The 17845-nt window shown below is 49.3% G+C and carries 17 protein-coding genes; 14 read left to right on the top strand and 3 right to left on the bottom strand.

The window, feature by feature from the left end:
* Positions 1-20 precede the first annotated feature (20 nt).
* A complete protein-coding gene (locus A7975_RS03740; RefSeq protein WP_065384157.1) occupies positions 21-605 on the top strand; it encodes a hypothetical protein in 585 nt (194 codons plus the stop codon).
* On the opposite strand, the gene A7975_RS03745 is transcribed toward A7975_RS03740, so the two are convergent.
* Positions 589-2001, bottom strand: coding sequence for a hypothetical protein (locus A7975_RS03745; RefSeq protein ID WP_065384158.1), 1413 nt, complete (start codon positions 1999-2001; stop codon positions 589-591). The genes A7975_RS03740 and A7975_RS03745 overlap by 17 nt on opposite strands.
* A 124-nt stretch (positions 2002-2125) precedes the next feature.
* Between A7975_RS03745 and A7975_RS03750 the strand changes: the two genes are divergently transcribed.
* Both A7975_RS03750 and A7975_RS03755 read left to right on the top strand, forming a co-directional pair.
* The gene (locus A7975_RS03750; RefSeq protein ID WP_053375864.1) at positions 2126-2566 is read left to right on the top strand and encodes a DUF6376 family protein; all 441 of its coding nucleotides are present in this window, start codon (positions 2126-2128) and stop codon (positions 2564-2566) included.
* A gap of 26 nt (positions 2567-2592) precedes the next feature.
* Entirely contained in the window at positions 2593-2868 is a 276-nt protein-coding gene (locus A7975_RS03755; protein WP_442950619.1) for a hypothetical protein, read from the top strand.
* Positions 2869-2935: 67 nt separating this feature from the next.
* Here A7975_RS03755 and A7975_RS03760 read toward each other — a convergent pair whose 3' ends face one another.
* The gene (locus tag A7975_RS03760; RefSeq protein ID WP_065384159.1) at positions 2936-4387 is read right to left on the bottom strand and encodes a SulP family inorganic anion transporter; all 1452 of its coding nucleotides are present in this window, start codon (positions 4385-4387) and stop codon (positions 2936-2938) included.
* A gap of 267 nt (positions 4388-4654) precedes the next feature.
* Positions 4655-5272 (bottom strand): DedA family protein, encoded by a 618-nt coding sequence (locus tag A7975_RS03765; protein ID WP_053375866.1) that lies wholly within the window; start codon positions 5270-5272, stop codon positions 4655-4657.
* Between the two features lie 553 nt (positions 5273-5825).
* Between A7975_RS03765 and A7975_RS03775 the strand changes: the two genes are divergently transcribed.
* The 11 genes from A7975_RS03775 (at position 5826) to A7975_RS03825 (ending at position 17838) form a co-directional block, all read left to right on the top strand.
* Entirely contained in the window at positions 5826-7229 is a 1404-nt protein-coding gene (locus A7975_RS03775) for an MDR family MFS transporter (protein ID WP_065384161.1), read from the top strand.
* A 17-nt stretch (positions 7230-7246) separates the two neighbouring features.
* The gene (locus A7975_RS03780; RefSeq protein WP_065384162.1) at positions 7247-7885 is read left to right on the top strand and encodes a serine hydrolase domain-containing protein; all 639 of its coding nucleotides are present in this window, start codon (positions 7247-7249) and stop codon (positions 7883-7885) included.
* Between the two features lie 57 nt (positions 7886-7942).
* Entirely contained in the window at positions 7943-8200 is a 258-nt protein-coding gene (locus tag A7975_RS03785) for a hypothetical protein (RefSeq protein WP_065384163.1), read from the top strand.
* A 405-nt stretch (positions 8201-8605) separates the two neighbouring features.
* Positions 8606-9931, top strand: coding sequence for a 5'-deoxyadenosine deaminase (locus A7975_RS03790; RefSeq protein WP_065384164.1), 1326 nt, complete (start codon positions 8606-8608; stop codon positions 9929-9931).
* A 46-nt stretch (positions 9932-9977) separates the two neighbouring features.
* A complete protein-coding gene (locus tag A7975_RS03795) occupies positions 9978-11012 on the top strand; it encodes an XdhC family protein (RefSeq protein WP_065384165.1) in 1035 nt (344 codons plus the stop codon).
* A complete protein-coding gene (locus tag A7975_RS03800) occupies positions 10993-11604 on the top strand; it encodes an NTP transferase domain-containing protein (protein WP_176707661.1) in 612 nt (203 codons plus the stop codon). Before A7975_RS03795 ends, A7975_RS03800 begins: the two co-directional genes overlap by 20 nt.
* A 300-nt stretch (positions 11605-11904) precedes the next feature.
* On the top strand, positions 11905-13062 hold the full coding sequence (locus A7975_RS03805; RefSeq protein ID WP_053375873.1) for a BMP family ABC transporter substrate-binding protein: 1158 nt from the start codon (positions 11905-11907) through the stop codon (positions 13060-13062).
* Positions 13063-13274: 212 nt separating this feature from the next.
* Positions 13275-14810 (top strand): ABC transporter ATP-binding protein, encoded by a 1536-nt coding sequence (locus tag A7975_RS03810; protein ID WP_065384167.1) that lies wholly within the window; start codon positions 13275-13277, stop codon positions 14808-14810.
* Positions 14807-15937, top strand: a complete 1131-nt coding sequence (locus A7975_RS03815) for an ABC transporter permease (protein WP_065384168.1) — start codon at positions 14807-14809, stop codon at positions 15935-15937. Before A7975_RS03810 ends, A7975_RS03815 begins: the two co-directional genes overlap by 4 nt.
* 17 nt (positions 15938-15954) lie before the next feature.
* On the top strand, positions 15955-16884 hold the full coding sequence (locus A7975_RS03820; protein ID WP_065384169.1) for an ABC transporter permease: 930 nt from the start codon (positions 15955-15957) through the stop codon (positions 16882-16884).
* A 21-nt stretch (positions 16885-16905) separates the two neighbouring features.
* On the top strand, positions 16906-17838 hold the full coding sequence (locus A7975_RS03825; RefSeq protein ID WP_082197957.1) for an FAD binding domain-containing protein: 933 nt from the start codon (positions 16906-16908) through the stop codon (positions 17836-17838).
* The last annotated feature ends 7 nt before the right edge of the window (positions 17839-17845 follow it).

Below are 17845 nucleotides of genomic sequence, written 5' to 3' on the forward strand. Positions count from 1 at the left end.
TAAAAGTCAGGGGACTATTTATGAAAAGCATTAAGCGTTGGACCGGAATATGGCTCGTTGCAGCTGTATTTGCCGCCAGCATGCTGTTTTTTCCAAACGATGCTTCAGCATGCTCTTGTGTACGTCCAGATTCGATTGAAGAGGCCAAAAACAAAAGCGACGCCGTATTTGAAGGAACGGCCAAATCAGTAAAACCTTCCTCAATAGCCTTGTTCCGCTCGTCAGCGAAAGCGGTGAAAGCAAGCTTTCAAGTCAACGAAGTGTGGAAGGGACATGTAACGCCAACGATCGAAGTGTTAACAGCTAGCGGCAGTGACACATGCGGCTTTGTATTCCAGGAAGGCGAGCGTTATTTGGTCTACGCCGCTGCAACTGGAAAGTCGATGGAAGTGAGCCTTTGCAGCGGCACGATGCTGCACAGCAAAGCGAATGAGCATATCACTTGGCTAGGCAGCGGTTCATTGCCGCCGCAGCCAGGTTCAGACTTGCAGCAACAGGAGCAGTCATCGCCTTGGAAGCTCTATCTTGTAATCGGAGGGCTTGCCGCGATCCTAGTCGGGTACGTTTATTATCGGAAGCAAAAAAGGCCTAAATCAAGAACATAGCGACGATCGTCGTCACCGTAAGTCCAATAAGCACTGGCTTCAAATTGCGGCGCGCGAGCTCGAAAGGATCTACTCCGCAAATTGCCGCTGCCGGAATAAGCGCCCAAGGGATAATGGTGCCGCCGCCTACCCAAATGGCCGCAACCTGCCCAAGAGCGGTTAAAGTAGCTAAGCCTGATCCGATGGCATGCCCGAATAGCTGAGCGATAGAGCCCGCCAGCGATATGCCGGAGAAGCCGGAGCCGTCAAGGCCGGTGACAGCGCCTACGATTGTTAAGGTGATGGAGCCGACGACACCGTTTACCGGTACGACATGAGCAAGGGCGAGACCTAAATCATTGACGATACCATGGGAAGCTTCGGGCAGCTTCTCGCCGAACATTGCGATAAATCCCGAGTCGCCCAAATAAAAGAATGCCGCAATCGGAATGACGGGGCCAAACACTTTAAAGCCGAATAGGAAACCTTCTATCAAGTAACTGGTCGTTTTCTCGAAGCCTTTGCCTTTGTGGGTCATCATCGTAATCAGAAGCATGATTAAAATAGCGGTTCCGCCAATCAGAGCGGTTGCATCACCGCCTTGAAGATTTAGCATGAACATGGCAAGCACATCTAGCGCGAACAGGACGGGAATAATGGCAGCTAGCAGCCGTTTGGTTCCCAATGACAAGGCATTGCGGTCGGACTCTTCACTGCTGTCTGAGACACCTGTTTTCACATCCGCCGCCGCAATCAGCCCATCACGCCACGTTCCTAGCTTTTGATCCCGCCGCATAAACCAGAAAGCGGCTACCGTCGTAACGGCGCCCATTACAATGACTAGTGGAATACTGGCTTGCATGACCGAGCTGACAGGTATGCCAGCGGCATCCGCTGTAAGCTTTGGCGCTCCTTGAATAATATAATCGCCCGATAGGGCAATGCCGTGACCGAACAAGTTCATTGCTACCGCGGCTCCAAGCGCAGGCAAGCCGACTCTAATGGCAACGGGCAGCAGTACGGCACCAATGAGGGCAACCGCCGGAGAAGGCCAGAAAAAGAACGAGGTGACCATCATAATGAGCCCTATTCCCCAGAAGGCAAGCGTAGGCGTACGGAGGAAACGGGTGAAGGGTGATATCATAATTTCGTTTATGCCGGTCCGAATGAGCACGCGGCTCATGGCAACGATGATCGATATGATTAAGATTGTGCCTAGCAATTCTTTTATGGCAAAAATAAAGCTGTTAAAAATGCCGCTTACAGAACCGCTTGCCGACGTGGTTGCAAGTATGCCGATGCCTAAAATCCCCGCAATACAAATAAGCGTAGTATCGCGCCGCATCAGCATAAATCCAATAATGGCGATGATAAAGCCTAAATAAACCCAGTGAAGCGCCGATAGTTGAATAACCATCCCGATCATCTCCTTGTGACATACACGAAACCAGAATGAGCTCATTTCGTACTGTAATGTATGCATGAACAGGGATAGGCGTTCGCCCCCCCGGCGGCGCCGCCAGATAATAAGGAGGGTTCGGATGATAAAACGAAGCGTAACGCTGCTGATGCTCTCGATAATGCTTCTTACAGCCGGCTGTGGTATTATGAATGAAGTAGGCCAAACGGTAAATTTTGCAACAGAAACGACGGATTACTTACAATCGTTAACGGACTTCGGACAAGATATGAATGCACTTGCGGAGAAGGCGATGACTGACCTTGATGCAAGAACCGATTTGAAGGAGCGGCTGCTCGCTCTGAAGGAGCAGGTCGTGAATTATGAGGGGCTTCAGGTGCCAGACTACGCCAAGGATCTTCATCATTCGATTGCCGAATACAATACGACGCTTCAGAAGGGACTCGATCAAGCTCTCACGAATATAGAGCAAGGAAGAGCCGTGTTTGAATCAACGGGTATTCCGGATACAATCAACAAAATTAACGAGCTGTTAAGCCAAATCAACCAGCTCACGCCGTAACGAACAGATAGGAAGGAAGAATAGCAGTGATTAACATCAATGTATTAGAAGCATCCATGACGTATTCGAAGGAAGACGGCTACGTAGGCAAGGTTCATTTTGGAGTAGAAGGACATGTAAATGAATATGAAATCGCATTGCACAGCAAGAAAGGCAAAGAGTGGGGTTATGGCTTGTTTTTCCTGCATGAATCAGGCAAAGAAGAACAACTGCTGGCTTTAGAGGATTTGCTTGAAGAGGATGACGAGCTGTTTGACTTCCTCGTGGATACAGCCAAAGAAAAGCTAGTCAAAGACGAATAACATGCCCTAAGAAAAAAGCTCATGCTTGGACACCTTCGAGGTGAACAAGCATGAGCTTTTTTTGAGCTTAATGGCCGCTTGAAGAGGTTAAGCCGAGCTTGCGGATAATGAGCTTGCTCTCTTCGTTAAGACCGATGAACGTAACTTGCTTATTTAATTGCTCGTATTTGCTCTTGACCTTTGCAATGGCTGTCACAGCGGATTGGTCCCACACATGCGACCCGCTGAAATCAAGAGTGACCTTGCTAGGGTCCTGTTGATAATCGAAAAGGGAAACGAAGCGGCTTGTCGTACCAAAAAACAACTGGCCGGCTATTTGGTACGTGCGAGCGTTTGGTTTGTCTGCAGCGATAGAAACGCGTATTTTTGCCATCTTCCCAACAAAAACGAATGCGCTCAGCACGACGCCGGCAAAAACGCCTTTGGACAAATCATGCGTGATCAGCACGATCACGACCGTTACGACCATAATCAGCGCATCCGTGCGCGGTACTTTATGAATTTGATACACCGATTTCCAATCGAAGGTGCTGATGGCGACCATAATCATAACGCCGACCAAAGCTGCCATCGGGATTTTGTTGACGACATCGCTTAAGACCATAATGAGAAAGAGCAGGAAGGAGCCGGCCACAAAAGTGGATAGCCTTGAACGGCCTCCGGATTTCGTGTTAATGACCGATTGTCCAATTAAAGCGCAGCCTGCCATTCCGCCAAAAAAGCCTGTTGCGATATTGGCGATTCCTTGACCCCTCACTTCTTTATTTTTATTGCTGGACGTATCCGTCATTTCATCAAGCACCGAGGCCGTGAGCAGCGACTCCAAAATGCCGACGATCGATAGAGAGAACGAGTACGGTAAAATGATCCATAACGTTTTGAACGAGAACAGCACATCAGGAATGTGAAACAAAGGCAATGTACTTTCGATTAAGCCTCTGTCGCCAACGGTTTTAAGATCGGCGCCTATCGCGACCGCAATGAGCGATACGATAATAATTGCTGCGAGCGGCGACGGGATGATCTTCGTGAACTTAGGAAGCGTATAGATGATGACAAGCGTCAACGCAACGAGCGCGTACATGATCCAGCTCGCCCCTACAAAATGAACGAGCTGCGTGGTGAAGATGAGAATGCCAAGCGCATTTACAAAGCCGAGCATAACGGATTGCGGCACGAACTGAATGAGCTGCCCCAGCTTTAGAACGCCCATCACATATTGCAGTACGCCAGCGAGTATCGTAGCAGCAAACAGGTACTCGATGCCATGGTCTTTGACAAGCGATACCATGAGCAATGCCATCGCGCCTGTTGCGGCAGAAATCATTCCGGGCCTTCCGCCAACAATTGAGATAATGACGGCGATACAGAAGGATGCGTACAAGCCAACCATCGGACCTACGCCAACCATCAGCGAGAACGAGATCGATTCGGGAATGAGTGCCAAGGCAACCGTAATTCCAGCCAATACGTCGCCGCGCACGTTAGAAAACCATGATTTTTTTAGTTGTTCGAGCAAAGCAAAGAAGCCTCCTTGGATTGTTGTTTGAAAAGCTTTAGTTGATTTCGCTTGAATTGACGTTCCACTCTCAGGAAAGTCGGGGCCGATGCACACTGTGCACAATTATACAACAAATGAAGGTATGATATTTTAGGTCGGATGTCTAATTAAGCGCTTACATCATATTCTTTCATCCTCTATCGCTCGATAGCTTCTCTTTGGATAAGATGTTGAACTAATCAAAAAGAACCATCGCGATTTGCGATGGCTCTTGATAAGGAGCGGCTACATCGGCCGTTCGATCTGATCCTTCTTGTTTTTGCCCTTCATGTACCTATAAGCGATATAGCCGACAACGACCGCCGCGAGAACGTATATGATCCACATGCCGTAGCGGTATATGTGATCGGAGAGATCCTGCACTTGATCTCCAACTACGGAACCGATAATGAAGTAGATGAGCGTCCAGACCAATGCTGATGGATATGCGAAAAGGATAAAACGTTTGTAGGGCATGCGGTTCATGCCCATCACATAAGGCGTGACATGTCTCAAGAAAGGAAGGCAAAGGCTGAGGCTGATTGCATATCCGCCGTAGCGTTCGCTAAGCTGTTCAGACTTCGCGACAAATTTTCCGATATTCTTTTTTCTTTTAAACCAATCGGACAGCTTGCTTCCCGCAAACCTTCCGATGCTGTATCCAAATGTCATCGCCGAGCAAATGCCGAGGAAGGTCATGATAAAAGCGGGTATAGGCAATAAAATGCCGGATGCGCCTAATGCGCCTCCTGTCATTACAACTGCTTCGTTTGGAATGGGCAAACCGATCAAGCCCAAGCATAAAACGAGAAAGAGTGCGAAATAACCAATCTCATCTATTATATTCAATAATAAGTCATACATTAGCCAACATCCTTACTTTCCAAAAAATAGAATCTCGATTGAATCACATCAAATATGTTATCACATTCAAATCTGAAAGGATATCATTCATACGTATGACAAATGAGAAGGATTCAACTTTTACCATTCTGTAACAACTTGGTTACAACTAGCAGATACAATAGGGGAGTAGGTTTAATGCGTATGAAGGGGCGACTATTGTTATGCTTGATTTCCAGAAAAAGGTTGAAATATTAAGGGGTTACGAATCATTATGTTATACGGTATGCGTTACCTTACTAATAGATGAACAAGCTGCTTGCAAAATGGCTGAGGAAACGCTGTGCCAGCTATTTAGCGATCAAGATTTTTGGCTGATGAATGAAACCGAAAGGCCGTCCTATATTTTGCGACTATGCAAACGAGGCTGCTTGCAGTGGACACGGGTCAATTTGCTGCAAACGTCATAATTTTGAATATATACGTTGATATTTCACGCTTACAGCGATCATAATAGAAAGGATCATAATAACTTATTTTATTCTTGCTCACAGAATGACGGAAAGGATGAACAATGAACGTAAATCAAACTCGCAAAAAAGTAACGATTGCCCTTTTTGTCGCTACATTCCTTGCCGCAATCGAGGGGACGATCGTCAGTACGGCAATGCCCAGCATTACGGGGGAGCTTCAGGGCATTCAGCAGTACAGCTGGATTATTTCAATCTATTTACTAGCTACAGTCATTACGACACCGATATACGGCAAGTTATCCGACCTGTATGGACGCAAGAAGATGTTTATCGTAGGAGCGTTGATTTTTCTTGCAGGCTCGATGTTATCGGGCGTGGCGCAGACGATGAATCAGCTCATATGGTTCCGTGCGCTGCAAGGTTTGGGAGCTGGCGCGCTTACGACGATACCCTATACGATTATCGGGGATTTATATCCATTCGAGCAGCGCGCGAAAGTACAAGGCTGGATGTCAAGCATTTGGGGCATCGCAGGCATCTCTGGTCCCTTGTTAGGCGGGCTATTGGTCGATTACATATCATGGCGAGCAATCTTTTACATGAATCTTCCGTTTGGCATCGTGGCAATTTATTTGTTGTCGACATCGCTGCGGGAGAAGCTTGAGAAGAAGAAAAAACATATTGATTACCCCGGCATTATTACTTTCACGATTGCCATGTTCAGCTTGCTCTATGCGATGACGCTCGTTCGCGAAAGCGAGGCAGGGAGCGGCTCTGCTTGGACGATTGGCTTGCTGATCATAGTCTCCATCTTGTTTTTTGCTTTGTTTGCCCGGATTGAGATGCGCTCACCGGAACCGATCATTCCGTTTAAGCTATTTCGAAATCGGATTATCAGCATGGCGAATTTGGACAGCTTTTTGCTATGTGTCATCAATGTTGTCGTTATATTTTACTTGCCATTGTGGATACAAGGCGTATACGGCAAACCGGCTACTTATTCAGGGCTTGCCATGATACCGCTTTCGGTTGCTTGGCCGCTTGGCTCGATTTTGGCTGGCAATTGGATTTCCAAAAAAGGGCTGCGCTTTATCGGCGTTGTTGGGGCTTTCTTCCTGCTCGCCAGCAGCATCGGCTTCGCATTTATGACGGCCTCGACTCCGATTGTCTTGTTTATCGTTTATACGTTCTCGGCGGGTCTATCGTTCGGCTTGTCATTGACCTCCTTGACCGTTGCTGTATCGTCAGCTGTAGGCTGGGAGCTTCGCGGCTCGGCTGTTGCCAGCAATAACTTTATTCGCACGCTTGGGCAGACGATCGGCATTACCGTTTTTGGTTTGCTTCTGCATACTGGGCAAGCCGATTCGATCGAACCATCGGTTCTCGCAGGAAGCTTGCATACGATCTTCGTCTGGGTAGCCGTTCTATCGGTATTTGTTGTGTTTGTCTCCCTTGGTCTGCCAAAGCTCAAACAGTCTGAACAGCAGCAAAGAAATGCATCGTAGAAAGGTCGATTACAGCTATGAATTCGATCGATTTGGAAGGTTACCGCAAGCAGCTTTCGGAGTGGAAAATGAAGACGGTTATCGTGTTAAAAGGCGAGCGGCTTCTGGGCGAATGGTATGAGAGCGGCAAGGATTCGATGGGTCCGCTCTATTCCTGCACCAAAAGCATTTTATCGGCGTTAATCGGTATTGCCATCGATAAGGGTTTCATAGCGAGCGTGGATGAGCCGATAACGGATTTTTTGGAGCATCCTCCCGAAATTAGCGGTGCGCTGAGCCAAGTAACAATTAAGCATCTTTTGACGATGACGCCTGGATTCGACTGGCCGGACTTTGATAAGCCTTATAAAGCTTTCAAGGAAGCTAAGGACCCGATCAGATTCGTCTTCGAGCAGCCGCTCATATCCGAGCCTGGGACTGCGTTTGCCTATAACTCAGGGGGGTCGCACCTGCTGTCGGCGATTTTGACCAAAGCGGTCGGCATGCCGGCGCTGTCGTTCGCCAAAGATTATTTGTTTGGCCCGCTTGGCTTCCATAGCGCTCGCTGGATGGAGAGAGGCGGCGTTAATGAAGGCGGGACTGGACTCTCCTTGTATGGAAGGGATTTAGCAAGTATTGGCAGCCTATTCGCGCAAAAAGGTCGCTTTGACAACTAGCAGCTGCTGTCCGCAGATTGGGTAGAGAAATCGACCAAGCTTCATCATCGCGGCTTGATGCACTATGAGCCGCCGATTTATGGCGGATACGGCTATCATTGGTGGCATTCGCCTGAAAGCCATAATGGGCGGTGCGAATGTTATTTTGCTTTTGGCCATGGCGGTCAATATTTGTTGATTGCCCCAGAGCAGGAGCTTGTCGTTGTCATCCGAAAGCAAGTGACGAAGCGCAATGATGCGATATGGTCGAGACAGCTCTTGTTCGAGCATATTATACCTGCAAGCATGGCTAATAAGCAGCCAAGCCAAGCGTAAAGTACGCCTAGCTTGAAAGTCGTAGGCATCGATCAATGATCGATGCCTTTTTTTGCGTATTCAATGTTATATATGTGTTAGGAATGGACAAAAAACAAGCTTTTGCATATAAATATTTCATGAAACGTCTTGCCTAACTTATCTTTCTGCATTATGATGTTAGATAAACTTACACATCGAAAGCGAAAGCGCGCATTTCCTTTCTGTTTGGCTGGATGGGCTTTCACTTGGTGAACAGATGCTTTAAGCGATTTGAGCGGAAAATCGGCGCATAAAGATAGATATGGAGCGTAGCTTTCGGGTAGTGCCATAAGTAATAGATCTTATGAATCCTTTTAAATATCAGAATATTTAGTTAATTAATGGGGCAATCAGAATGGATATATGCATGAGGGGGAGAGAGTTATGACGACGATACTTATTCAAAACGCCGTAGTGATGACGATGAATGCGGAGGATCACATTTTTACTGGCGATGTATTAATAGAAGGCAATCGAATTGCGCAAATGGGAGAGCGGCTGGAGACGAGCGGGGTTGATCGAATAATCGATGCGGGCGGCAAAGTGCTGCTGCCTGGCTTTGTACAAACGCATATCCATCTTTGTCAAACGCTTTTTCGCGGGAGAGCCGATGATTTGTCGCTTATTGAATGGCTTAAAGAAAAAATATGGCCGCTCGAAGCGGCGCATAGCGAGGATTCTGTTTATTACTCCGCCATGCTCGGAATTGGGGAATTGATTCGGAGCGGAACGACGACGATTTTGGATATGGAGACGGTGCATTATACGGAGTCTGCTTTTCAAGCGATTAAGGAAAGCGGCATTCGCGCTCTCTCAGGCAAAGTGATGATGGATCATGGTACCGAGGTGCCGCTTGCCTTGCAGGAAAATACGGAAAAATCGCTTCAGGCCAGCGTCGATTTATTGGAAAAATGGCATGGAGCGGAGAATGGAAGAATTCAGTATGCGTTTTGCCCGCGTTTTGTGGTTTCGTGTACAGAGGAGCTGCTTGTTGGCGTTCGTGATCTGTCCGCGGAATACGGCGTAATGGTCCACACGCACGCTTCGGAAAATTTAGGCGAGATCGCAATGGTAGAAGCGGAACGCGGGATGAGAAACGTTGTTTATTTGGATCATATTGGGCTTGCAAAGCCAAATTTGATTCTAGCGCACAGTATCTGGCTTGATGACGAGGAGAAACGGATTATTCGAGAGCGGGGCGTTAAAGTAACCCATTGCCCGGGCTCCAACATGAAGCTTGCGTCGGGCGTAGCCGAAATTCCGCTCTTGCTGGAGCAAGGAATAGATGTGGGGATCGGCGCGGATGGCGCTCCATGCAATAACAATCTCGATATGTTCCAAGAAATGCGATTGACTGCCTACATGCAAAAGGTGAAGCATGGACCGACGGTTATGAATGCCAAGACAGTGCTGCGGATGGCGACGATGGGCGGCGCTAAGGTCGTTGGTTTGGAGAAGGAGATCGGCAGCATCGAGATCGGCAAGCTTGCGGATTTGCAGCTTCTGGATCTTGAAGACTTTCACGTGTATCCGTCATTTGATGCCGACTGGTATTCAAGAGTCGTCTATGCAGCCACAAGAGGAGATGTCGATACCGTCCTAATCGATGGCCAAATCCTCATGGAGGGCAAGCTTGTAAGAACAGTCGATAAGAAAGTCGTATTAAAGGAAGCGGATCGTTCTTTGCGCAAATTAATTGAAAGACTTTAATAGGCGTTTCAACCTTGTTGGGCGATTGCTTGGGGAGGGATAACGGATGGATATGCATGATGTGTTGTCTGCGATAATGACTGACGGCGAGCAGGGCATGCTGGCGACGATCGTTTGCGTGGAGGGCCATTCTTACCGAAAAGCGGGAGCGGCCATGTTGTTTAGGCAAAGCGGTGAGCAAGTTGGGACGGTAAGCCCGGGCTGCTTGGAGCATGATCTGTTCGAGAGGGCTGCGACTGTTGCGGCTTCCGGCCAATTCGAATTTATCGACTATAACTTGAATTCGGAAGAGGATGTGATTTGGGGGGAGGCTGTCGGCTGCGGCGGGAAAATACGATTGCTGGTTGAGCCCGTAACTGGACGTTTGTTTTCTGTTCTAATGGAAGCAAAAGAAAAGAACGAGGCGGGCAAGCCGGTAAAGCTCATTCGAAGCTGGGATGAGCAAGCAATGCGTTATGAGCTGCTTGATGAAGAGGAAACAGAGCTCGAATCTTCTTGTGCGGAAGGCGACGAAACCAATTATCTGTCTATCTCGATTAAGCCAAAGCCAAGATTGGTGTTGTTTGGAGCCGGCAAGGATGCTGAGGCGATTTATTCACTTGTCAAAAGCTTGGGTTTCCATATCGTGGCAGCGGATTGGCGTCCCTCCTTATGCACGAAGGAGCGGTTTCCCGAAGCGCAATGCGTTATTGGTTCGCCGGGACAAATCGCGGAGCAAATCGGGCTTCGAGCCTCTGACTATCTAATCGTGTGCAGCCACCATTTGCAGCAGGACAAGGAAATGATTCGACTCGCGCTGCCGCTCCAGCTAGTTTATATCGGTATTATGGGCTCGAAGAAGCGGATTCGTATGCTGTTTGAGACGTTTCTAATACCATCGAATGTGAGGGCGCCTATCGGACTTTCAATTGGCGCGGATGGTCCCCTTGAAATAGCTGTTAGTGTCGCTGCAGAGCTGATCGCTATCCGTGCGGGCAATAAAATGGCTCCAAGGAGGGAGATGGTGAGGAGTGGTTATTTCGGCCCTTTATTTAGCAGCAGGTCTAAGCAAGCGGATGGGGATGAGGAAACAGGCACTTGAGCTGGGCAAAAACAAACCGATCGCAAGCATGGGACTTCATGCTCTTTTGGGAAGCCGTCTTAAGAGCGTGCTGGTCGTCGTGCATCCGGAGGATCCGTTAGAGTGGCTTCCGGAGCATCTGCGTGGAGCTGCTCCCCTTGCTAAGCCAGTCTATATCGAAGCGTGTGCCGACGCTTCGCAAGGGATGAGCCGTTCGATCCGTCATGGCGTTCAAAAACTTATGAGCCATGAAAAGGGGCTTGATGCTATTGTGGTTACGCTCGCGGATCAGCCCTTTATTACGTCTGCCATGGTAGATGAGCTTATTGCTTATTGGCTTGCGCAGCCGGAGCTCGACTTTGTTGCTGCAGCCTTGCAGGACGCAAAAGGCGGGAAGGTTGTGTGGATGCCTCCTGTTGTTATGTCTTCATCCATGTTCGAAGCGCTTCTGAAGCTGGAGGGAGATGCGGGTGCCCGGAAATTGTTCACCGATCCAAATTATAAAGGTTATGGATTGTTAGCAGTAGATGAAAAAGTGATGTTAGATGTTGACACTCCTGATGATTTTGAAACAGCGAAAAAACATTTTTTAGGCTTTTTTACGGAGTGTTAGATGAATTTAATGTTAATATATATGACACATAATATAGATATTTAGCGAAATTTCAAGAGATAAGCTATGCATATTCCACTATTTAACTAATTTGTGTTATATATATTGACGTAAAGGTAACGTGGATATATATTGAGATTACGTTATTGGTTTAATCCAAAACGAGCGAAATAGACAGATGCTTTTTTTTAGAGAAGGCATGCCGCAGTCATTTCGTGCCGAGTCAGCGACAGCGTACAATTGCTAGACTTGTACCTTGTCAGCTTTCGAGAAAAAAATAGAGAGTCGGGGAGGAACGGTATGAAAAAGCACAAAAAAGTATGGTCGGCAAGTTTGGCAATTCTCTTAGCACTTGTTTTCGTCATTAGCGGCTGCTCAAGCAGCAAAACAAACGATTCGAATGCGGGTACAGCAAGCCCGGCTACAGAAGCTCCAGCAGGTGAAGCAGCAACGGATGAACCGGCGAAGCTGCCGCGAGTCGCATTCGTTTATATCGGGCCTCCGGGTGATGGCGGTTGGACCTTCGAGCACGACAAGGGCAGATTGTACATGGAAGAGAAGCTGGGCATCAAAGCGGATACGGTCGAAAATGTACCGGAGAGCGCGGATGCGGAACGGATCATTACCGAGCTCGCGCAAAACCACGACATCATTTTTACGACAAGCTTCGGCTATATGGATTACACCCTCAACGTCGCTAAAAAATTTCCAAAAGTAAAATTTCTTCATACCGCAGGCTACAAAATAAACGACAACATGGGCACGTTCTTCGGTAAAAACTTCGATGCCAGCTATTTAAGCGGCATTGCAGCCGGGAAAATGACGAAGAAAAACGTCATCGGCTATGTTGGCGCATTCCCTATCCCAGAAGTGATTTATAACATAAACGCCTTTGCGCTTGGCGTACAAAGCGTCAACAAGGATGCGAAGGTCAGCGTCGTATGGACGAATACCTGGTATGATCCGACGACGGAGCGCCAAGCAGCGGTAAGCTTGCTCGATAAAGGAGCGGATGTGCTGCTCGCTTATCAGGATTCTCCGGCAACGCTGCAAGCAGCGGCGGAGCGGGGCGCAATGGCTGGCGGCAATGATTCGGATATGACGCGATTCGCGCCGGAAGCATACTTAACGAACCCGATTTGGAACTGGGGGCCTTATTATACGAAGACCGTTCAAGCCGTAATCGACGGCACTTGGAAGAGCGAACAGTATTCTGGCTCACTCGCTGACGGCATGGTTGATATTGCGCCGCTTGGACCAAGCGTGCCAGAGGACGTTAAGACTTTGGTCAACGACGCAAAAGCGAAGCTCATTAGCGGTGAAGTTAGCGTATTTACCGGCCCGATCACGGATGCGTCCGGTGCTGTAAAGGTTGAGGAAGGCAAAACGTTGACGCTTGAGGATATTTTAGTCATGGACTGGTTCGTAAAAGGGGTAGAGGGCACGATCCCGAAATAAGCGGCTTTAGCCATATGGATAAATCAACAAATCCCTGAAATTTAGGGATTTGTTGATTTATTCACAGCTATTTCGGTAAGCAACCTTAAGCCAATGCTTACGAAGTAGGTTGCTACGCAACCTTAAGCCAATGCTTACGAAGTAGGTTGCTACGCAACCTTAAGCCAATGCTTACGAAGTAGGTTGCTTCGCAACCTTTAAGGAGGGTCAAAATGAACGAAAAGTATTCGGTAGAAATGCGCCAAATCGTAAAGCATTTTGGCTCGGTCGTGGCGAATGACTTCGTTGATTTCCGAGCGAAGCGCGGAGAAATTCATGCGCTGCTCGGGGAGAACGGGGCGGGGAAAAGCACGATGATGTGCATGTTGTCCGGTGTATACCGTCCGACCAGCGGTGACATTTTTATTCATGGGGAGCCTGCGAAGATTCGTTCGCCGAAGGATGCCATGAAGCTTGGCGTTGGCATGGTCTTTCAAAACTTCCGGCTCGTTCAAACGTTAACCGCAGCCGAAAATATCGTGCTGGGCGAGAAATCGTCGTTTTGGCGAGGTGCGAGATGGATGAGCCGTAAACAGCAGCAAATTGAAGAGATCGCAGACCATTTCGGCTTGCCGTTTCCGGTTAACCGTCCGATCTGGCAGCTCTCGGTTGGGGAGCAGCAGCGAGTGGAGATCGTCAAAACGCTGTACCGCGGCGCGGATCTTATTATTTTGGATGAGCCAACCTCGGTGTTGACGCCCGGCGAGGCCGAGCAGCTGTTCGCGACGCTGCAGCGCATGAAATCGGAAGGGAAAACAGTCATTCTGACTACACACAAGCTGAAGGAAGTGATGGCTGCTTCGGATCATATCTCGGTCATGCGCAAGGGCAAGCTGATTCATTCCATGGCTAAGACCGAAACCAATGAACGCGAGCTTGCGAAGCTCATGGTCGGCAAAGAGCTTGGCGAAAGCCGTCCATTTCTCTCCCGTCCGCGGGGGAAGCGGCTGCTCGCCGTGCAGCAGCTTGATGTGTATGCCGACCATGGCAGAAAATCGCTTGATCATTTCTCGCTGGAAGTGAGAGAAGGCGAAATTGTCGGAGTTGCCGGAGTGGCTGGGAACGGGCAGAAGGAGCTTGCCGAGGTGCTTACGGGACTGAGGCCGTGGAAGCGCGGAACGATTCTTTTTAACGGCAAAGAGCTCACAAATGGATCCGTTAGGGCGGCGATCGAAATGGGCATCGCCCATGTGCCTGAAAATCGGATGAAGAGCGGTCTCGCCGGAAGCCTCGGCATCGTCGACAATTTATTGTTTAAATCGTATCGAAGCACGGAGCGCTCACGCTTTGGGTTCCTGCGGATCGGCGCCAATCGCACATGGTCGAATGAGCTGGTTAAACAATTTGATGTTAGAACGGCTGGCCTTGATACGCCTGTTCAGCAATTATCGGGCGGAAACCAGCAAAAGCTGCTTTTTGCCAGAGAGGTGAATCAAGAGCCTTTGCTTATGGTAGCTGTGCATCCGACGCAGGGCCTCGATGTTGGAGCGACGGAGGGCGTACATCGGCTCATGGCAGAGATGCGGGATTCCGGCAAAAGCGTTTTGCTCATTTCGGAGGATTTGGATGAGGTTATCCAGCTATCGGACCGTATTTTGGTTATTTTTAACGGTCAAATCGTAGGAGAAATGGCAAGGGAGGAAGCGGATCGGGAGAAGATCGGCCTGTATATGGCAGGCGTTCACGCTGCGGAGGAGGAAGCGGGATGAGCGAGAAAAAGCCTGTACTAACGAAAGGCGGGACGCTTTCTATCGAAGCCGTTCAAGCCTCTGGCAAATGGAAATGGCGATCCTACCGAATAGAGATCGATAATGCGAAGAAGGGCAGCTCGTGGTGGATTCCGTTTGTATCCGTGCTGCTGGCACTTGCAGTATGCGGCATTTTTATTGCAGCGAACGGAATGAATCCCTTTCCGGTGTATAAAAAAATGTTCACTGGCGCCTTCGGCACTTCCTACGGATTGACCGAAACGCTGGTAAAGACGATTCCGCTGCTGCTTTGCGGGCTTGGCGTTGCGATTGCTTATCGCATATCCGTCTGGAACATCGGCGCAGAGGGACAATTTGCAGCCGGGGCGATGGCCGCGACTGCGGTGACGATTTATTTTCCGAATATGCCCGGCATTCTCATTATTCCTGCGATGATCGTGTTCAGCGTCGTTGCTGGCGGCATATGGGGGCTGTTGACGGCAATTCCGCGCACTTATTTCCAAGTCAATGAGCTGGTCACGTCCCTCATGCTCAATTACGTTGCTTTGCTCGCGATGGATTATGTTGTGTTTGGACCTTGGAAGGACCCGAAGGGGATGAATTTTCCGGGGACGCCGATGTTTACGGAAGCACAATCGCTACCCGTGCTAGGTGACACAAGGCTGCATCTCGGACTATTATTTGGCATCATCGCGATCGTTCTGTATGGCATTTTCGTTAAATACACGCGCTGGGGCTATGAGCTGAGGCTGATTGGCGCCAATCCCGAAGCCGCCAAAAATGCGGGCATACGGATAAGCCGGCATATCCTGCTGGTTATGCTGATAAGCGGCGGCTTAGCTGGTCTTGCGGGAATGGCTGAGGTATCCGGCGTGACGCATCGCTTGATGTACGGCATCTCGCCGGGGTACGGATACACCGCTATTATAGTGGCATGGCTCGCTAAGTTGCATCCAATCGGTCTTGTCGTATCCTCATTTTTATTCGGCGGACTCATTGTTGGGGGCTATAGCGTACAAACGATCGGCTTGCCGTCATCGATCTCCGAAATGCTCCAAGGAGCGATCTTGTTTTTCCTGATTGCGGGCGGCACTGTCAGTAAATTCCGCCTTCGCAGAATTCGTTGAAAAGGGGCGTTTAAGCGATGGAAATCGTGTATCAAATGCTGCTTGCCGCCATATCCTCTGGTACACCGCTCTTGTTCGCAACGCTAGGCGGCATATTGATCGAACGCTCAGGCATCATCCAGCTTGGGGCGGAAGGACTTATGCTGATGGGCGCCGTTACGGCGTGCCTCACTTTCCTCCAAACCGGGAGCTTGGCGATTACACTGCTTGCCGTTTGCGGCATAAGTATGCTGCTTGGCGGCATTCACGCTTTTCTCAGCGTATCGCTGCGGGCGAATCAAATCGTATGCGGGCTGGCGATGACCTTGTTCGGTGCCGGATTGAGCGCTTATTTAGGCAAACCGATTAGCGGGCTTCCCGTGCCAAGAGCGGTACCGAAGCTTAATATGCCATGGCTTGAGAGCGTACCGTTCATTGGACGGATTTTTGCCCATCTTGATCTATTAACTTGGTTCAGCTTCCTGCTAGTTATTTGCCTACATCTCTTCATTCATCGTACATCGTGGGGGCTTCACCTGCGGGCAATGGGCGACAACCCGGCTACGGCAGATGTAATGGGCATACGCGTTCAAGCGTTTCGCTACGGCTGCATCATTGTTGGCTCGATACTCATCGGCATTGCCGGCGCTGATTTGCTGCTCGTATACTCGCCGACTTGGACGGAAGGGATGACGACGGGGCGGGGCTGGATCGCGGTTGCTTTAGTTATTTTTGCCAGGTGGAATCCGATTCGCGCGCTCTTATGCGCTTATTTCTTCGGTGCGCTCGACATGCTGGGCTTCCGCATCCAATTGATTGGCAGTGAAATACCTTCTTATTTCTTGAAAATGATTCCTTATGTAGTCACGATTCTAGTCCTCATGTTCCTTGGCTGGCGCAATCGCAACAAGCCTTCCGGCTCGCCGGAATCGCTTGGCGTACCGTACATTCGGGAACAACGGTTTTAACGATTATGGGAGGGGAGAACGATGGGCATGAACGTACAGGAGACCATGGCGTCTCCTCTTGTATGGCATCCTCAAACGGCTGCGGAGGCGTGGCAGCTTAAACAAACGTATGCAGCAGATAGCATTTATATTTCCGGCGGAACGCTGCTTCGCACTCACTGGGAATCCGGTATAGCGGCGATGCCAAAGCATCTAATCGATTTGAGCGCGGTACGAGGATTAAATGAAATGAGAATTGGCGAGACAGGGCTTCTCATCGGCGGTCAAACGAGCTTGCAAGCCTGCCGGACTAACGCTTTATTGCAGCGGCATTTTCCACTGGTGAGCGAGGCGACTCGTACGATAGCGGCGCCTTCGGTTCGGCACTTGGCGACACTTGGAGGGAACGTTGCTTCAAATATAGGCGATTCAATTGCCGCGCTGCTCGCTTATGATGCCGAAGTGCTCTGGTATAACGGGGTAACAGAGCAGCTGGCGCCATTATCGGAATGGTTAAGCGCCGCAAGTGATCAAGGTCGGTCAAATGAGCGATTGCTGCTGAGCATACAGCTTCCTTTCGAGTCAACGGAGGAAGAGGCGGCAAGGGATACGGATGATCGAACGGATTCGATTTTGAAAATGAAGCGTTTTGGCGCTTATCATAAAATTGGGCGCCGCGAAGCGTTCACCCCTTCTGTCGTAACGGCAGCGATTAAGGGGGCTATATCGAATAACGGCAATCTTGAACATATTCGAATAGCGCTTGGCGGCGGTCAGACGATTCCGCAGCGACTTGAACAGCTGGAAATGGAAATCGTCGGAGCAGCAGTGGATGCCAAGCTGCTGCAGCATGTTTACGACCGGATTCCAGAGCTATATGAACCGCGCGAGGATTTATTCGCATCAGCTGCATATCGGAAGGCCACGGCTGCAAATGTCATCGTTGCAGAGCTTTGGAAGGTTGCAAGACATTAATAGCAAT

Source organism: Bacillus sp. FJAT-26390 (assembly GCF_001682865.1).
In the GTDB taxonomy this organism is placed as follows: domain Bacteria; phylum Bacillota; class Bacilli; order Paenibacillales; family Paenibacillaceae; genus Pristimantibacillus.